Source organism: Ramlibacter sp., assembly GCF_028291745.1.
Classification (GTDB): Bacteria; Pseudomonadota; Gammaproteobacteria; order Burkholderiales; family Burkholderiaceae_C; genus Ramlibacter.
Genome location: NZ_JAQGNQ010000112.1, coordinates 1 through 14,770, shown reverse-complemented (window position 1 = coordinate 14,770; position 14,770 = coordinate 1). Strand labels below are relative to the sequence as shown.

At 68.4% G+C, this 14,770-nt stretch carries 16 protein-coding genes and 1 pseudogene; 8 read left to right on the top strand and 9 right to left on the bottom strand.

The window, feature by feature from the left end:
* Positions 1-22 precede the first annotated feature (22 nt).
* From JWP60_RS20625 to JWP60_RS20615, 3 genes are read right to left on the bottom strand one after another with little or no spacing between them, the layout of a single operon-like run.
* The gene (locus tag JWP60_RS20625) at positions 23-628 is read right to left on the bottom strand and encodes a GNAT family protein (RefSeq protein ID WP_299795479.1); all 606 of its coding nucleotides are present in this window, start codon (positions 626-628) and stop codon (positions 23-25) included.
* A 5-nt stretch (positions 629-633) separates the two neighbouring features.
* Positions 634-1,551 (bottom strand): hypothetical protein, encoded by a 918-nt coding sequence (locus JWP60_RS20620; protein ID WP_299795477.1) that lies wholly within the window; start codon positions 1,549-1,551, stop codon positions 634-636.
* A 5-nt stretch (positions 1,552-1,556) separates the two neighbouring features.
* A complete protein-coding gene (locus JWP60_RS20615) occupies positions 1,557-2,399 on the bottom strand; it encodes a MoxR family ATPase (protein ID WP_299795475.1) in 843 nt (280 codons plus the stop codon).
* 92 nt (positions 2,400-2,491) lie between these two features.
* Here JWP60_RS20615 and JWP60_RS20610 point away from each other — a divergent pair, with 92 nt between their 5' ends.
* Complete coding sequence (locus JWP60_RS20610; RefSeq protein ID WP_299795473.1) at positions 2,492-3,235, top strand: c-type cytochrome; 744 nt, start codon at positions 2,492-2,494, stop codon at positions 3,233-3,235.
* Between the two features lie 199 nt (positions 3,236-3,434).
* On the opposite strand, the gene JWP60_RS20605 is transcribed toward JWP60_RS20610, so the two are convergent.
* A complete protein-coding gene (locus JWP60_RS20605; RefSeq protein ID WP_299795471.1) occupies positions 3,435-3,866 on the bottom strand; it encodes a DUF1841 family protein in 432 nt (143 codons plus the stop codon).
* Positions 3,867-3,988: 122 nt separating this feature from the next.
* Between JWP60_RS20605 and JWP60_RS20600 the strand changes: the two genes are divergently transcribed.
* Positions 3,989-4,927 (top strand): dihydrodipicolinate synthase family protein, encoded by a 939-nt coding sequence (locus JWP60_RS20600; RefSeq protein WP_299795469.1) that lies wholly within the window; start codon positions 3,989-3,991, stop codon positions 4,925-4,927.
* 120 nt (positions 4,928-5,047) lie between these two features.
* On the top strand, positions 5,048-5,446 hold the full coding sequence (locus tag JWP60_RS20595) for an OsmC family protein (protein WP_299795467.1): 399 nt from the start codon (positions 5,048-5,050) through the stop codon (positions 5,444-5,446).
* A gap of 37 nt (positions 5,447-5,483) precedes the next feature.
* Here the strand turns inward: JWP60_RS20595 and JWP60_RS20590 are convergent, their stop codons facing one another.
* Positions 5,484-6,287 (bottom strand): IclR family transcriptional regulator C-terminal domain-containing protein, encoded by an 804-nt coding sequence (locus JWP60_RS20590; protein WP_299795465.1) that lies wholly within the window; start codon positions 6,285-6,287, stop codon positions 5,484-5,486.
* A gap of 87 nt (positions 6,288-6,374) precedes the next feature.
* On the opposite strand from JWP60_RS20590, the gene JWP60_RS20585 reads away from it, so the two are divergent.
* From JWP60_RS20585 to pcaF, 3 genes are read left to right on the top strand one after another with little or no spacing between them, the layout of a single operon-like run.
* Positions 6,375-7,076 carry a 3-oxoacid CoA-transferase subunit A gene (locus JWP60_RS20585; RefSeq protein WP_299795463.1) on the top strand — a complete coding sequence of 234 codons (702 nt, stop codon included), beginning with the start codon at positions 6,375-6,377 and terminating at the stop codon, positions 7,074-7,076.
* The gene (locus JWP60_RS20580) at positions 7,073-7,711 is read left to right on the top strand and encodes a 3-oxoacid CoA-transferase subunit B (protein ID WP_299795461.1); all 639 of its coding nucleotides are present in this window, start codon (positions 7,073-7,075) and stop codon (positions 7,709-7,711) included. Before JWP60_RS20585 ends, JWP60_RS20580 begins: the two co-directional genes overlap by 4 nt.
* Positions 7,712-7,726: 15 nt before the next feature.
* Positions 7,727-8,932, top strand: a complete 1,206-nt coding sequence (gene pcaF, locus JWP60_RS20575; RefSeq protein ID WP_299795459.1) for a 3-oxoadipyl-CoA thiolase — start codon at positions 7,727-7,729, stop codon at positions 8,930-8,932.
* A gap of 21 nt (positions 8,933-8,953) precedes the next feature.
* Here pcaF and JWP60_RS20570 read toward each other — a convergent pair whose 3' ends face one another.
* Genes JWP60_RS20570 through JWP60_RS20555 form a run of 4 tightly spaced genes read right to left on the bottom strand, consistent with a single transcriptional unit; the run spans position 8,954 to position 12,930 of the window.
* Positions 8,954-10,114, bottom strand: a complete 1,161-nt coding sequence (locus tag JWP60_RS20570; protein ID WP_299795457.1) for an acyl-CoA dehydrogenase family protein — start codon at positions 10,112-10,114, stop codon at positions 8,954-8,956.
* Between the two features lie 17 nt (positions 10,115-10,131).
* Entirely contained in the window at positions 10,132-11,322 is a 1,191-nt protein-coding gene (locus JWP60_RS20565) for a CaiB/BaiF CoA-transferase family protein (RefSeq protein ID WP_299795455.1), read from the bottom strand.
* 22 nt (positions 11,323-11,344) lie between these two features.
* The gene (locus JWP60_RS20560) at positions 11,345-12,139 is read right to left on the bottom strand and encodes an enoyl-CoA hydratase-related protein (protein ID WP_299795453.1); all 795 of its coding nucleotides are present in this window, start codon (positions 12,137-12,139) and stop codon (positions 11,345-11,347) included.
* Positions 12,136-12,930, bottom strand: a complete 795-nt coding sequence (locus JWP60_RS20555; protein ID WP_299795451.1) for a GntR family transcriptional regulator — start codon at positions 12,928-12,930, stop codon at positions 12,136-12,138. Before JWP60_RS20555 ends, JWP60_RS20560 begins: the two co-directional genes overlap by 4 nt.
* A 66-nt stretch (positions 12,931-12,996) precedes the next feature.
* On the opposite strand from JWP60_RS20555, the gene JWP60_RS20550 reads away from it, so the two are divergent.
* Positions 12,997-13,977, top strand: a complete 981-nt coding sequence (locus JWP60_RS20550; RefSeq protein ID WP_299795450.1) for a tripartite tricarboxylate transporter substrate binding protein — start codon at positions 12,997-12,999, stop codon at positions 13,975-13,977.
* Between the two features lie 19 nt (positions 13,978-13,996).
* Positions 13,997-14,770, top strand: a pseudogene (locus JWP60_RS20545) (acetyl-CoA hydrolase); the annotation flags it as partial.

The following is a 14,770-nucleotide window of genomic DNA, read 5'->3' as shown; positions in this document are numbered from 1 at the left end:
AGGCTCCGCTTCGCTGGCGGCTTCACCGCGCCCGCGCCAGCTGGTACTCCAGGTGCGCCTTCACCTCCGGCCACTCGCCCGCGGCCAGGCTGTACATCACCGTATCGCGCACGGTGCCGTCGCGGCGCAGCGCGTGGTGGCGCAGCACGCCGTCCTTCCTCGCGCCCAGCCGCTCGATGGCGCGCTGCGAGGCGAAGTTGTAGTTGTCCGTGCGCCAGCCCACCAGCTGCGCGCCCAGGGTTTCGAAGGCATGCTGCAGCAGCATCAGCTTGCAGGTCGTGTTGACGTGCGTGCGCTGCCAGCTCTTGGCATACCAGGTGTAGCCGATCTCGAGCCGCTCCACGGCCGGCACGATGTCGTGATAGCGCGTGCTGCCGATCACGCTGCCACTCGCGGCGTCGACCACCACGAAGGGCAGCATGTGGCCGTCCTCCCGGCCTTGCAAGGCGGCCGCGACATAGCTGGCTGCCTCGCCCGGCGCGGGCACCGAGGTGACGCGCAGGTTCCAGAGTTCGCCATCGCGTGCGGCCGCTTCCAGGCCGGCGACGTGGTCGCGCGTCATCGGCTCGAGCCGCACCGCGGCCGAGGCCGAGGCCGAGCCCAGAGTCACCGGCTGCGGCTTTTGCATGGCCTTCAGCCTCCCTTGTTGTAGCCGGCGCGCGAACTGCTTCCGCCCGCACCGTCGGCGGCGAAGTCGACCTTCACCGGCACCTCCTGGCCGCAGCCCTGGAAGCTCCAGAACTCGGACCAGTGCCCGCGCAGCAGATAGCTGTCGGCGACCAGCGTGCCCTTGAGCGGCAGGTACTCGGGGTCTTCGACCTCCCCGGAGCTGACGGACTGCAGTTGCAGCGCGCTGCAGGTCTGGCCGCCGCTTTGCGCCTGGTAGCCTGCCTCCGCGGCGACGCTGGCATCGTGGTACGCCTCGAAGAAGCTGCGCACCGAGGTCTTGGTGGCACCGGCATTCTTCGCGATCGCGTCAGCCTCGCCGGCCATGCGTTCGAGCATGGGGGTGCGCTGGCCGTTGCGCATCGTCAGCGCGGTGATTGCACCCACCCGCGCCACGTTGCGCGGCGCGAGGGTGTCGTGGAAGTAGTTGGCGAGCAGCACGCCCGCGGCAAAGTTGCCCTTGCCCGCCGCGAAGCCCAGCGCCTCGATCGCATCGATCTGCTCCTTGCGCTGCTCGATGCTGCGCGCGGCGAGCCGACGATACGCATCGGGGTCGACCTTGCCATCGCGCAGGAACTGGTTGGCCGGATCGCGCTGGTACGCCAGGTACAGCATCAGGCCGCCCATGGGCTCGCCAGCGGCGAGCGCGGCGCGCGAGAGACCGCGCGCCTCCTTGATGGGGTCCGGACTCGGAAGCACGCCGGCCAGCACGCATTCGGCGCGGCGCGCCATCTCGCGGCCGTCCACCGGCGCCATGGAGATGGTGGCGCACAGGCGACGCAGTTCTTGCTCGGGGGCTGGCGCGGCGGGCGCCGCGGACTGCCCCTGCGCGGCGACGGCGCCAAAGAAGATGGCCAGCGAGAGGGCGAGAACAACGCGACGCATCGTGCTCACCGGTTGTGCCGCTGCATGAACACCAGCTTCTCGAACAGCGTCACGTCCTGTTCGTTCTTCAGCAGGGCGCCCACCAGCGGCGGCACCGCCACCTTGTCGTCCCTGCTTTGCAGGGCCTCGACCGGGATGTCCTCGGCCACCAGCAGCTTCAGCCAGTCGAGCAGCTCGGAGGTGCTGGGCTTCTTCTTCAGGCCGGGCAGGTTGCGCACGTCGTAGAAGGTCTTGAGGGCCGACGCCAGCAGGTCTTTCTTGAGGCCGGGAAAGTGCACGTCGACGATCTGCTTCATCGTCTCGGCATCCGGGAACTTGATGTAGTGAAAGAAGCAGCGGCGCAGGAAGGCGTCCGGCAATTCCTTCTCGTTGTTCGAGGTGATGAACACCAGCGGGCGGTGCTGCGCGCGCACCAGTTCGCGCGTCTCGTAGACGTAGAACTCCATGCGATCGAGTTCGCGCAGGAGGTCGTTGGGAAACTCGATGTCGGCCTTGTCGATCTCGTCGATCAGCAGCGCGACCGGCTGCTCCGCCGTGAAGGCCTGCCACAGCACGCCCTTGACGATGTAGTTGTGGATGTCCCTGACCTTCTCGTCCCCGAGTTGCGAGTCGCGCAGGCGGCTGACCGCGTCGTACTCGTACAGGCCCTGCTGCGCCTTGGTGGTGGACTTGATGTGCCACTGCAGCAGCGGCAGATCGAGCGCCTGCGCGACCTCTTCGGCGAGCATCGTCTTGCCCGTGCCGGGTTCTCCCTTGACCAGCAGCGGGCGCTTGAGCGTGATCGCGGCGTTCACTGCCAGCATCAGGTCTTGCGTGGCAACGTAGTTCTGGGAGCCTTGGAACTTCATGGTGCGGGGGGTGGGCAAAGGGCGTCGGGGCCGCCCCCTATAATCGCCGGTTGATCGAAAGAAACTGACCTTCGCGGGATTGTGCGCGCAAAATGAACAAGTTGTTGACCACGCTTTTCGCCCTCTTTGTCGCTTGCGCGACCAGCATGGGCCAGGCGCAGACAGCGCCTGCCGCCGCCCCCGCAACCGCTGCCGCGCCAGCGCCTGCCGCGGCCGCCGCACCGGCGAAGACAGCGACGCCGGCCAGCCCGAAGTCGATCGAGGCCAAGGTGGCGATGTGCGTGGGTTGCCACGGCATCGTCGGCTACAAGGCCAGCTTCCCCGAGGTCTATCGCGTTCCCAAGATCGCGGGCCAGGGCGCCAAGTACATCGCCGCGGCGCTCAATGCGTACAAGACGGGTGACCGCAAGCATCCCACCATGCGCGGCATCGCCGAGAGCCTGAGCGAGCAGGACATCTCGGACATCGCCAACTACTACGAAAACCTGGGCAAGCAGGGCCGCGCCACGCTGGGCGACAAGCCGAACCGCGAGGCCGATGCGCAGGTGGCCGGCCTGGTCCAGAAGGCGGCCTGCTTCTCGTGCCACGGCGCCAACCTGTCGAAGCCGATCGACCCCAGCTATCCGAAGATCTCGGGCCAGTATCCCGACTACGTGTTCGTGGCGCTGAAGGCCTACAAGACCGAGAACAACCCCACCTTCGGTCGCAACAACGGCGTGATGGGCGCGATCGCCAAGCAGTTCTCCAATGCGGACCTCAAGGCTTTGGCCAATTACGTGGGCTCGCTGGACAGCGAATTGCAGACGGTGCAGGAGTCGCGCTTTCATCACCAGTAAGCACTGGCTGCATCAAGGACGAAGGGCCCCGCGGGGCCCTTTGCTTTGGCGCTTTGTCGACGGCGTGCGGCATTCGGCAACCTTGAACGCAGAAGACGCAGAAGGACGCAATGCACTGATGCTTCGCGTTCATTCTGCTTTTGCGTGTCTGGTTTTCTTCTGCGACTTCTGCGTTCAAATCTCTTCACGAACGCGCCGCCTAGCGCGTTGCCCGCCGCTGCACGCACTCCACATACGCCTCGCCGTCCGGCGGCCTGCCGGCGCGCTGGCTTTCCCACAGCATCTGGCCGAGGCATTCCATGGCCTCGTGATGCGCGTCGTGCAGCGAGTTGCGCCGCGCTGCCAGCAGTTCGACGGCCTGGCGGATGCCGCGCGGCTGGTCGATGGAGCATTGCTCGCTGATGGACAGGTGCATCGACAGATGCAGGAAGGGATTGCTCGCGCCCTCCGTACCGTCGTAGACGCGCGCGACCGCGGCCTGCGCGTCGGCCATGTCGGGGTCGTATTCGGGGTGTTCCTTCAGCCATTCGCTGGCCAGCGTTTCCAGCGCATCGAGCAGCTGCCCCGAACGGGCCTTCGCATGCACGCCGCAGAAGAATCGGCGCACGTCTTCCTGGGACGGATTGAACATGGTGCGATCGAGATTAGCACGCGCTGCGGCTGAGGCGCCGTGGTGGATTGCGGGCCAAAGCCCGCAATGACATTGCCAAAGGTGCTGGTACGCTCCGACATGAAGGATCTCCGGAGCACCCCATGACCCACCAACTCGACACGTCCGCCAAGGGCGTCTACCTCATCACCGTCACCCCCTTCAGCGACAGCGGCGCGCTGGACCTCGGCAGCACCGACCGCATGATCGACTTCTGCCTCGATCAGGGCGTCACCGGCCTCACCGTGCTGGGCATCATGGGCGAGGCGACCAAGCTCACCATCGAGGAGTCGCGCACCTTCGTGCGCCAGGTGTTGGCCCGCGTGCAGGGCAAGGTGCCGGTGGTGGTCGGCGCCTCGGCCCCGGGCTTCGCGGCGATGAAGGAGCTGACCGATTCGGTAATGGACCTCGGCGCCTCCGGCGTGATGGTCGCGCCGCCGGCCACGGTGCGCACCGACGACCAGATCGTCTCGTACTTCCAGATGGTCGACGAGACGCTGGGCGCCAGGGTGCCCTGGGTGCTGCAGGACCATCCCGTGTCCACCACCGTGCAGATGTCGCCCTCGGTGATCCTGCGCATCCTGAAGAATTCGCCGACCTGCGTGATGCTCAAGCACGAGGACTGGCCGGGCCTCGCGAAGCTTTCCACGCTCCGCGCCGCCAGCGAGAAGGGCGAGCTGCGGCGCGTGTCCATCCTCACCGGCAACGGCGGCGGACTGTTCCTGCCGGAGGAGCTGACGCGCGGCGCCGACGGTGCAATGACCGGCTTCGCCTATCCCGAGATGATGGTCGACGTGGTGGCGGCGCATGCGCGCGGCGACCGCGAGCGCGCCCACGACCTGTTCGACGCGTACCTGCCGCTGGCCCGCTACGAGCAGCAGGCCGGCGTTGGCCTGGCCGTGCGCAAGCACCTGTTCCAGCAGCGCGGCGTGATCGCCTCCGCCTTCGTGCGCAAGCCCGGGCCGAAGCTGTCGGCGCAGGATGTCGCGGACATCGCGCTGCTGGTGCGCAGGCAGGACAAGCGGCTGCGCGAGCTGGCGTGAGCACGCGCCGGCTGCACGGTGTAGGCTGGGCTGCGGCGCAGCCGCACCCCAGCGTTCATGCCGCGCATCGCTGGGGTTCGCTGGTGCGAAGCCCAGCCTACGAGAAAGCCAGGTGAAGCCATGAGCGCATCCTCCTATCCCATCACCGGCCGCAGCGTGGCCGGCAGCACCGCGGTCGAACTCGCGGGTGGCACGGCGCAATGGCGGGCGGACCTGTCGCCTTCGGCCGGCGGCGCGGGGGGCGATCCCGATCCGCACGACCTGCTCGATTCGGCGCTGGTGGCCTGCACCATCCTGACGCTGCAGCTTTATGCCAAGCGCAAGCAATATCCCCTGGAGAGCGTCGAAGTCAGCCTCACGCACGATGAAGGCGGTGGCAGCTACCGGATGAATCGCAAGGTGGCGATGACCGGCGCATTGGATGCACAGCAGCGCGCGGATCTGCTGCGCGTGGCGAATGCCTGCCCGATCCACAAGGCCTTGCAGAGCCGGTTCGAGATCGCGACGGAGCTAGCGTGAGCGTTGCTCCCTCTCCCACCCGGAGAGGGAGCAAAACCTAGGCCATCAGGAGCCGCTGCGAAACCTGTGCCGCCGCCTCCCGCAGTGCCGGCAACATCGTCTCCTGCATCTGCCGCGGCGGGGTGCGATTGGCCTGGCCGCTGATGTTGAGAGCGGCGATCGTGCGGCCGGCGCGATCCAGCACCGGCGCGGCGATGGACACCAGCCCTTCCTCGAGTTCCTGGTTCACCAGGCACCAACCCTGACGCCGCGCCTGCTGCACCTTGGCCAGGATCGCATCCTTGTCGGTCAGGCTGTGCCGCGTGCGCGCCTCCAGCTTGCTGGCGCGCAGCAGCCGCAGTACCTCGTCGTCGGGCCGGCCGGCCAGCAGCATGCGTCCCAGCGACGTGCAGTACGCCGGCAGGCGCGAGCCCACGCCCAGCGTGTTGCGCATGATCTTGCGCGTGGACACGCGCAGCACGTAGACGATGTCCGTCCCCTCCAGCACGCCGGCGGAGCACGACTCCTTGACCTGCTCCACCAGCGTCTCCATCACCGGCTCGGCGATGTTCCAGATCGGCATCGAAGAGAGATACGCGAAGCCCAGGTCCAGGATGCGTGGCGTCAGCGCGAACAGCCGGCCATCGCTTTCCACATAGCCCAGCGTCTGCAGGGTCAGCAGGATGCGGCGGGCGCCGGCCCGGGTGAGACCGGTGCGGCCGGCCACTTCGCTCAGCGTCTGGCGCGGCGCGGCGGCGCTGAAGGAGCGGATCACTTCCAGCCCGCGGGCGAAGGACTGCACGTAGGCATCGCCGGGGCGCGCCTCGGCCGTGGGGCTTTGCGATCGCGCGGGAGCTGGCATGTAGAATTCATTATACGAACACTTGTTCGCATAGCGAACATCAGCTCGCAAGCTCCCCCGCAAGATCCCTCTCCAAGGATTCCCTCCATGATCGACAAGATCGCGGCCTCCATTGCCGATGCGCTCTCGGGCGTGAAAGACGGCTCCACCGTCCTGATCGGCGGTTTCGGCACCTCGGGCATTCCCGGTGAATTGATAGACGGCCTGATCGCGCAGGGCGCGAAGGACCTGACGGTCGTCAACAACAACGCGGGCAATGGCGACCAGGGTCTCGCCGCGCTGCTGAAGACCGGCCGCGTGCGCAAGATCATCTGCAGCTTCCCGCGCCAGGTCGACAGCCACGTCTTCGACGGCCTGTATCGCAGCGGCAAGCTCGAACTCGAACTGGTGCCGCAAGGCAACCTCGCCGAACGCATGCGCGCGGCGGGCGCCGGCATCGGCGCCTTCTTCTGCCCCACGGGCTACGGCACCGAGCTGGCCAAGGGCAAGGAGACGCGCGAGATCGACGGCCGGCAGTACGTGCTGGAGTACCCGATCCACGGCGACGTCGCCCTGATCAAGGCCGAGGCGGCCGACCGCTGGGGCAACCTCGTGTACCGCAAGGCCGCACGCAACTTCGGCCCGGTGATGGCGACGGCCGCGAAACTCACGGTGGCCAGCGTGTACGAAATCAGGGAACTGGGCGAACTCGATCCGGAAGCGGTCGTGACGCCTGGCATCTACGTCGGCAAGATCGTCAAGATTCCCCGCGTGGCCACGCAGGCCGGCGGCTTCAAGGAGGCTGCATGATGAACAAGCGGAGCAAGGACCAGCTGGCCGCGCGCGTGGCGCAGGACATCCACGACGGCGCCTACGTCAACCTCGGCATCGGCATGCCGACGACTGTCGCCAATCACATCCCGGCCGGTCGCGAGGTGATCCTGCAAAGCGAGAACGGGATCCTGGGCATGGGCCCGGCGCCGGCCGCGGGCCAGGAAGACTACGACCTGATCAACGCCGGCAAGCAGCCGGTCACCCTGCTGGCGGGCGGCGCCTACTTCCATCACGCCGATTCGTTCGGGATGATGCGGGGCGGCCATCTGGACATCTGCGTGCTCGGCGCCTTCCAGGTCTCGGCCCGGGGCGACCTCGCCAACTGGAGCACCGGCGAGCCCGGCGCCATCCCCGCGGTCGGCGGCGCGATGGACCTGGCGATCGGCGCCAAGCAGACCTGGGTGATGATGGACCTGCTCACCAAGAAGGGCGAGAGCAAGGTCGTCGAGCGCTGCAACTATCCGCTGACCGGCATCGCCTGCGTCAAGCGCATCTACACGGACCTGGGCACGCTGGAATGCACGCCGCAGGGGCTCAAGCTGATCGACACGGTCGAAGGCCTGAGCCGCGCGGAACTCGAACGTCTCATCAACCTGCCGATCGCGGCCTGAACCCGGAGCCCACCCATGACCCGACAAGCTTTCATCTGCGACGCGATCCGCACGCCCTTCGGCCGCTACGGCGGCGCGCTGTCCTCGGTGCGCACCGACGACCTCGGCGCCATCCCGCTGCAGGCGCTGATGGCGCGCAATCCGAAGGTCGACTGGCAGGCGCTGACCGACGTGATCTACGGCAACGCCAACCAGGCCGGCGAGGACAACCGCAACGTCGCGCGCATGGTCTCCCTGCTGGCCGGCCTGCCGATCGATGTGCCCGGCGCCACCATCAACCGCCTGTGCGGCTCGGGCCTGGATGCCGTGGGCACGGCAGCGCGCGCGATCAAGTCGGGCGAGGCCACGCTGATGATTGCCGGCGGCGTCGAGAGCATGTCGCGCGCGCCCTTCGTGATGCCCAAGGCGGAGAGCGCCTTTTCGCGCACGAATGCGGTGTACGACACCACGATCGGCTGGCGCTTCGTCAACAAGCGCATGAAGGAGATGTACGGCGTCGACTCCATGCCCGAGACGGCCGAGAACGTGGCGACCGATTTCAAGATCGAACGCGCGGCGCAGGACCGCATGGCACTGGCGTCGCAGCTGAAGGCGGTCGCGGCGCAGAAGCGCGGCTTCTTCGACACCGAGATCATCCCCGTCACGATCCCGCAGAAGAAGGGCGAGGCCATCGTGGTGTCCAGGGACGAACATCCGCGCGAGACCTCGCTGGAGGCGCTGGCCAAACTCAAGGGCGTGGTCCGCCCTGATGGCACGGTGACGGCCGGCAACGCGAGCGGCGTGAACGACGGCTCCTGCGCGCTGCTGCTGGCCGACGAGGCGACTGCCGCGAAAAACGGGCTGACGCCGCGCGCCCGCGTGGTCGGTATGGCCACGGCCGGCGTGCCGCCGCGCGTGATGGGCATCGGCCCGGCGCCGGCGACGCAGAAGGTGCTGGCACTCACCGGCCTGAAGCTGGAGCAGATGGACGTGATCGAACTGAACGAGGCGTTTGCCGCGCAAGGCCTGGCCGTGCTGCGCATGCTGGGTCTCAAGGACGACGACGAACGCGTGAATCCGAACGGCGGCGCGATCGCGCTGGGGCATCCGCTGGGCGCGTCGGGTGCGCGGCTGGCCACCACGGCGGTGAACCAGCTGCACGTGGGCGGCGGCCGCTTCGCGCTGTGCACCATGTGCATCGGCGTGGGGCAGGGGATCGCGGTGATCCTGGAACGCGTCTGAGTCAGGGCCTCTGAGCAGGCCCTAGTAGGAGCGCGGCATCTCCAGCAGGTGCTGCGCCACATAGGCCAGCACCAGGTTGTTGGAGATCGGCGCGGTGCGGAACAGGCGCGTCTCCTTCCACTTGCGCTCGATGTCGTATTCGGTGGCGAAGCCGAAGCCGCCGAAGGTGGTCATCGCCGCCTCGGCTGCCTCCCAGGAGGCCTCGCTGCACAGGTACTTGGCCATGTTGGCCTCGCCGCCGCAGGGCTTGCCGGCATCGAACAGCGTCGCCGCCTGGTTGCGCATCAATTCGGCGGCGCTCACGTTCATGTGCGCCTTGGCGATCGGGAAGGCCACGCCCTGGTTGGCGCCGATCGGCCTGTCGAACACGATGCGCTCGGTTGCATAGCTGCGCGCCTTCTCGATGAACCAGCGGCCATCGCCTATGCATTCGCTGGCCACCAGCAGGCGTTCGGCATTGAGCGAACTCAGGAGGTAGCGAAAGCCCTTGCCTTCCTCGCCGACGCGCCACTCCTCGCCCACCTCGAGGTTCTCGATGAACACCTCGTTGGTGTGGTGGTTCAGCATGGTGTCTATGGTGCGCGCCTGCAGCGCCTTGCCGGCTTTCTTGATGTCCACGAGGAACAGGCTGAGGCCATCGGTCTTCTTCTCGACCTCCTCATAGGGCGTGGTGCGCGCCAGCAGCAGGTACATGTCGGACTGGCGAAAGCGCGAGGTCCAGATCTTCTGGCCGTTGATCACGTAGCCGCCGGCGACCTTCTTCGCGAAGGTCTTGATCCGCAGCGTGTTGGAGCCCGCGCCCGGCTCCGTGACGCCGAAGGCCTGCAGGCGCAGCGAGCCGTCCGCGATGCGCGGCAGGATGGCTTGCTTTTGCTGTTCGCTGCCATGCTGCAGCACGCTGGCCATGGTGTACATCTGGGCGTGGCAGGTGGCCGCGTTGCCGCCCTGGCCGTTGATCTCCTGCAGGATCACGCACGCATCGAGCAGGCCCAGGCCCGAGCCGCCATAGGCCTCGGGAATCAGCGACGCGAGCCAGCCGGCCTCGGTCATCGCCGCGACGAATTCATCGGGGTAGGCCAGTTGGGCGTCGCAGCGGCGCCAGTATTCGGCGGGAAAGCGCGCGCACAGGTCACGCACCGCAGCCGCGATCTCTTGCTGGGTGTCGGAGTAGGAAAAGTCCATGGGTTCTCTCGTGGGTTTCAGACCTGCACTGCGCCCTGCGCGGCAAGGGTGGCGATCTCGTCGGCCGACAGACCGGCTGCGCGCAGCACGGCCTCGGTGTCCTGGCCGACGCGCGGGCTGAGGTGCGCGTCGAAGGCGCGCTGGCCGTCGATGCGGATCGGCGTGCCGACGGCGCTGAGCGTCGCGCCGGACGGCGAAGCCATCGGCTGGTGCAAAGCGAGGGTCTGCACCTGGGGATCCTGCAGCAGGCCAGCCAGGTCGTTGACCGCGCTCACCGGCACGCCGGCGGCGCGCAGCTGGTCGACGACCGCCTGCGTGGTCTGCGCCCGGGTGAGGGTGGCGATCGCCTCGTGCAGCGCATCGCGATGGGCGACGCGGTCCGCGTTGCGAGTGAAGCGCGGATCCTGCGCCAGCTGGCTGCTGCCCAGGGCAGCGGCCAGCTTCTGGAACATGCGGTCGGCGCCGCAGCCGATGAACACGTGCGCATCGGCGGTCTCGAACACCTCGTAGGGCGCGAGCATCGCCGTCGCCGATCCCATGCGGCGCGGCAGCTTGCCGCTGGCGCTGTAGTTGGCCAGCGGATTGGTCATCCAGGCGAGGCCGGTCTCCAGCAGGGAAGTGTCGACGCGCGCGCCCTCGCCGCTGTCCTTGCGGCGCGCCAGGGCGGCCAGGATGCCGATCACCGACCACAGGCCGGTGCCCATGTCCACCAGCGACACGCCCACCCGCGCGGGCGGCTGGCCGTCGTGGCCGTTGACCGACATGATGCCGGCATAGGCCTGGATCAGCGGGTCATACCCGGGCAGCGCGGACAGCGGGCCGATGTTGCCGAAGGCGCTGAGCGCGCAGTAGATCAGGCCGGGGCAGTGCGGCAGCAGGTGCTCGTAGCCCAGGCCCCGCTGCTCCGCGCTGCCCGGCTTGAGCGAGTGCACGACGATGTCGTCGGGGCGCAGCAGCCGGCGCAGCAGCGCTTGTCCCTGCGGCTGGTCGAGGTCGAGCGCGAGGCTGCGCTTGCCGCGATTGAGCGTGGCGTAAGTCGCCGAGAGGCCCTCACCGACCTGCGGCGTCCAGTGGCGGGTGTCGTCGCCGGCGCCCGGGCGCTCGATCTTGATCACCTCGGCACCGAGGTCCGCCAGCACCTGCGTGCAGTAGGGGCCGGCGACGTTCTGCGTCAGGTCGATGACGCGCTGTCCGGACAGGGGTTTCATCCGCTTGCTTCCTGCTGCGGGCTCAGCGGCCCTGGAAATCGGGCTTGCGCTTTTCGTTGAACGCGCGCACGCCCTCGTGCCGGTCCTCGGTGTCGACCAGCCGGTTGTAGGCCTCGATCTCGAAGCGGTAGCCGGTCAGCAGGTCGACCTGCAGCCCGTAGTGGATGGACTTCCTGGCCTGTCGTACCGACAAGGGCGCGTTGTCGGCGATCGCCCGCGCGGTGGCCAGTGCGTCCGGCAGCAGGGCGTCGGGCGCACACACCTGGTTGACCGCGCCCCAGGCCAGCGCTTCTTGCGCTGTGAAGGCGCGCCCGGTCAGCACCAGTTCCTTGGCGCGGCGTTCGCCGACGGCGCGCGCCAGGTTCTGCGTGCCGCAGCCGCCCGGCATGATCCCGAGCTTCACCTCCGGCAGCGCGAACTTCGCGCTCGCGGCGGCATAGAGGAAGTCGCAGCACAGCGCCATCTCGAAGCCGCCACCAAAGGCCGGCCCGTTGACGGCCGCGACCACCGGGGTGGGGCATTCCAGCAGCGCGACGAAGGCGCGCTCGAACAGCTCGTGCTGGGCCTGCCACTGCGCGCGCGTCATCCCGTCGCGCTCCTTCAGATCGCCGCCGGCGCAGAAGGCCTTGCCGGCGCCCGTGAGCACCACGCAGCGCACGCCGCCCGCGTCGGCGGTGAGCCGCGAGAACAGGTCGAACAGGTCGCGGCCCATCTGCGTGTTCAGCGCATTGAGCACCGGCGGCCGGTTCAAGGTGGCGAGCAGCACGTGCTCGTCGTGCGGCACAACCTGCACCGTGTCGTAGCCGGGGAAATTCATGAATCGCTTTCGTGGCGCAGTTGCACGCGCATCGAATACCTGAAGACCTCGCTGGGGTGCACGGAGCGCGCCACCTCCAGCACGCGGCCCTTGCGGCCGATGTAGCGGCGGGTGATCTCCATGCCGGGCGCGTTGCGCGCGACTTGCAGCTGCGTCGCCTCCTCGGCGCGCAGCCGGGCGATGCAGGTGATGTCCTGCTGGATCTCGACGATGGCTTCCTGGAAGCGCCGCTCGATCAGCGCGAAGATCGGCTGGCGGCTCTTCGCCGTCTCCGCCAGCACGGCGCCGAAAGCCAGCGGGATGTGGATCTCGGAATAGGCGACCACCGTGCGGCTGGCCGGGTCCATGCGGACCGTGCGCACGCGCCACCAGTGTTCGCCCGGCTCGCAGCCGAATTGCGCCGCCATCGCGGCGGTCACCGCCACCTCCTTGCGATCGAGCGTGCGCACCGGCGTGCTGGTGGCGTACTGCAGCAGGTCCTCGGCGGAGGTGAACGAGTGGCTGTAGCGCGGGACGGGGTGCCTCTCCCGCACCTGCGTGCCCACCCCCTGGTGGCTGCTGACCAGGCCCAGGCCCTGCAAGGTCTGCAGCGCCGCGCGCACCGTGTGCCGGCTGACGCCGAAACGCAGGCTGAGCAGTGCCTCCGACGGCAGCAGATCGCCCACCTTGTACTTGCCACGCTGGATCTCGGCCGAAAGCGCCTGCGCCACCCGGCCGTGCTTGGGCAGGCTTGCGGCGACCCCACCGACGGTCTCGGAGTGCGGGGTCTTGCGCGTTGTGGAGGGAGGCATCGGCTGCTATGCTGTCTGCTTGTACGGACAAGTATAAGCGCCGACCGAGCGCACGGAGACCAGCCCTTGAGCACCCGAAGAACCTTCCTTGCCGGAGCGACGTCGCTGGCCACGTCCCTGCTGTTCGCCGGTCTCGCCCGCGCGGCGGATCCTTATCCGAACCGGCTGATCACCATCGTCGTGCCGCAGGCGCCCGGCGGCGCCAACGACGTGATCGGCCGGGCGCTGGCGCAGAAGCTTGCGGGCACCATCGGCGCGGCGGTGATCGTCGACAACCGACCGGGTGCCGGCGGCAATCTCGGCACGGGCTACGTTGCCCGCCAGCCGAAAGACGGCTACACGCTGCTGCTGAACGCGCAGAGCGTGCAGACCATCAACCCCTTCCTGTACCGCAAGGCCGGCTTCGATCCGGTGAAGGACTTCGAGCCGGTGATGGAGGTGGGTGTCGCGCCCTACATGCTGGCCGTCAACAACGCGCTGCCGGTGCGCAACCTGCGGGAGCTGGTGGCGCTGGCCAAGGCGCAGCCGGGCAAGATCAACTTCGCCTCGGCCGGCAACGGCACCGTCAACCACATGCTGGGCGAGATGCTCAAGACCGCCGCCGGCATCGACATCGTGCACGTGCCTTATCGCGGCGCGGCGGCCGCGGCCGCCGACGTGATCGGCGGCCAGGCGCAGATCACCTTCGGCAGCATTGCCGGCCTGCTGCCCTTCGTCAAGAGTGGGCAGTTGCGCGCGCTGGGGGTGTGCACCGAGAAGCGCACAGCGCTCGCGCCCGACCTGCCGACGCTGGCCGAGACCATCCCAGGCCTGTACGCGAACGCGTGGTACGGCCTGTTCGCCCCGGCCGGCACGCCGCACGAGATCGTCCTGAAGCTGCATGGCGAGATCGCCAAGGCGATCGATACGCCCGAGATGAAGGAGCGCTTCCTGGCGCTGGGCGTGGAGCCGGCGGCCAGCACGCCCGAACAGCTGGCCAGCCTGGTGCGCGAGGACCTCGTGCGCTGGGCCAGGATCGTCAAGGACTCGGGCGCGCAGGTCGACTGAGCCTTCATCGCAACGACACGTGAAGTCGCTGGCCGCCGCCGACCCGCGCCTGGACGGCATCGTGCGTCCCGGCGACGTGGTGATGTGGGGCCAGGCCGCCGCCGAGCCGACGCCGCTGACCGCTGCCCTGATGGCGCAGCGCCACGCGATCGGCGCCTTCACCGCTTTCGTGGGCATCTCCTGGTCCGACGCGGTGCAGACCGCGCATGCCGACTGCGTGTCATTCGTCTCGTATTGCGCGGCGGGCAACAACCGCAGCTTGGCACGCGCCGGCAAGCTGGACATCCTGCCTTGCCACTACTCGGAGTTCGGCCGGATGGTCGCCGACGGCAGCTATCCGGTGGACGTCGTCCTGCTGCAGTTGGCACCGGCCGGGCCGGATGGCCGCCACAGCCTGTCGCTGGCCGCGGACTACCTGGTTCCGGCCATCGCGCGGGCCCGCGTCGTGATCGCGGAGGTCAACGCGCAGGCGCCCGCGACTTGCGGGCCGCACGCGCTCGCGCCCGAAGACATCGATTACGTGCTGTACACGGACCGTGCCCCGCTCGAGGCGCCGGCCGCGAAGTCGCATCCCGCCGAGGCCGGGGTGGCGCGCCAGGTCGCCAGCCTGGTGGAGGATGGCGCGACCGTGCAAGTGGGCATCGGCAGCCTGCCCGAGGCGATCCTGCGCCAGCTGGTCGACCGGCGCGATCTCGGCTTCCACTCCGGTGTGATGGGCGATGCGGCCGCGCAGCTGGTGCGCGCCGGCGTGATCACCAATTCACGCAAGACGGTCGATGCGGGGATCAGCGTC

Bases quoted from the DNA above. Each gene is read 5' to 3' on its own strand.
- JWP60_RS20625 (WP_299795479.1), bottom strand. From the start codon at position 628: ATGCAAAAGCCGCAGCCGGTGACTCTGGGCTCGGCCTCGGCCTCGGCC.
- JWP60_RS20620 (WP_299795477.1), bottom strand. From the start codon at position 1,551: ATGCGTCGCGTTGTTCTCGCCCTCTCGCTGGCCATCTTCTTTGGCGCC.
- JWP60_RS20615 (WP_299795475.1), bottom strand. From the start codon at position 2,399: ATGAAGTTCCAAGGCTCCCAGAACTACGTTGCCACGCAAGACCTGATG.
- JWP60_RS20610 (WP_299795473.1), top strand. From the start codon at position 2,492: ATGAACAAGTTGTTGACCACGCTTTTCGCCCTCTTTGTCGCTTGCGCG.
- JWP60_RS20605 (WP_299795471.1), bottom strand. From the start codon at position 3,866: ATGTTCAATCCGTCCCAGGAAGACGTGCGCCGATTCTTCTGCGGCGTG.
- JWP60_RS20600 (WP_299795469.1), top strand. From the start codon at position 3,989: ATGACCCACCAACTCGACACGTCCGCCAAGGGCGTCTACCTCATCACC.
- JWP60_RS20595 (WP_299795467.1), top strand. From the start codon at position 5,048: ATGAGCGCATCCTCCTATCCCATCACCGGCCGCAGCGTGGCCGGCAGC.
- JWP60_RS20590 (WP_299795465.1), bottom strand. From the start codon at position 6,287: ATGCCAGCTCCCGCGCGATCGCAAAGCCCCACGGCCGAGGCGCGCCCC.
- JWP60_RS20585 (WP_299795463.1), top strand. From the start codon at position 6,375: ATGATCGACAAGATCGCGGCCTCCATTGCCGATGCGCTCTCGGGCGTG.
- JWP60_RS20580 (WP_299795461.1), top strand. From the start codon at position 7,073: ATGATGAACAAGCGGAGCAAGGACCAGCTGGCCGCGCGCGTGGCGCAG.
- pcaF (WP_299795459.1), top strand. From the start codon at position 7,727: ATGACCCGACAAGCTTTCATCTGCGACGCGATCCGCACGCCCTTCGGC.
- JWP60_RS20570 (WP_299795457.1), bottom strand. From the start codon at position 10,114: ATGGACTTTTCCTACTCCGACACCCAGCAAGAGATCGCGGCTGCGGTG.
- JWP60_RS20565 (WP_299795455.1), bottom strand. From the start codon at position 11,322: ATGAAACCCCTGTCCGGACAGCGCGTCATCGACCTGACGCAGAACGTC.
- JWP60_RS20560 (WP_299795453.1), bottom strand. From the start codon at position 12,139: ATGAATTTCCCCGGCTACGACACGGTGCAGGTTGTGCCGCACGACGAG.
- JWP60_RS20555 (WP_299795451.1), bottom strand. From the start codon at position 12,930: ATGCCTCCCTCCACAACGCGCAAGACCCCGCACTCCGAGACCGTCGGT.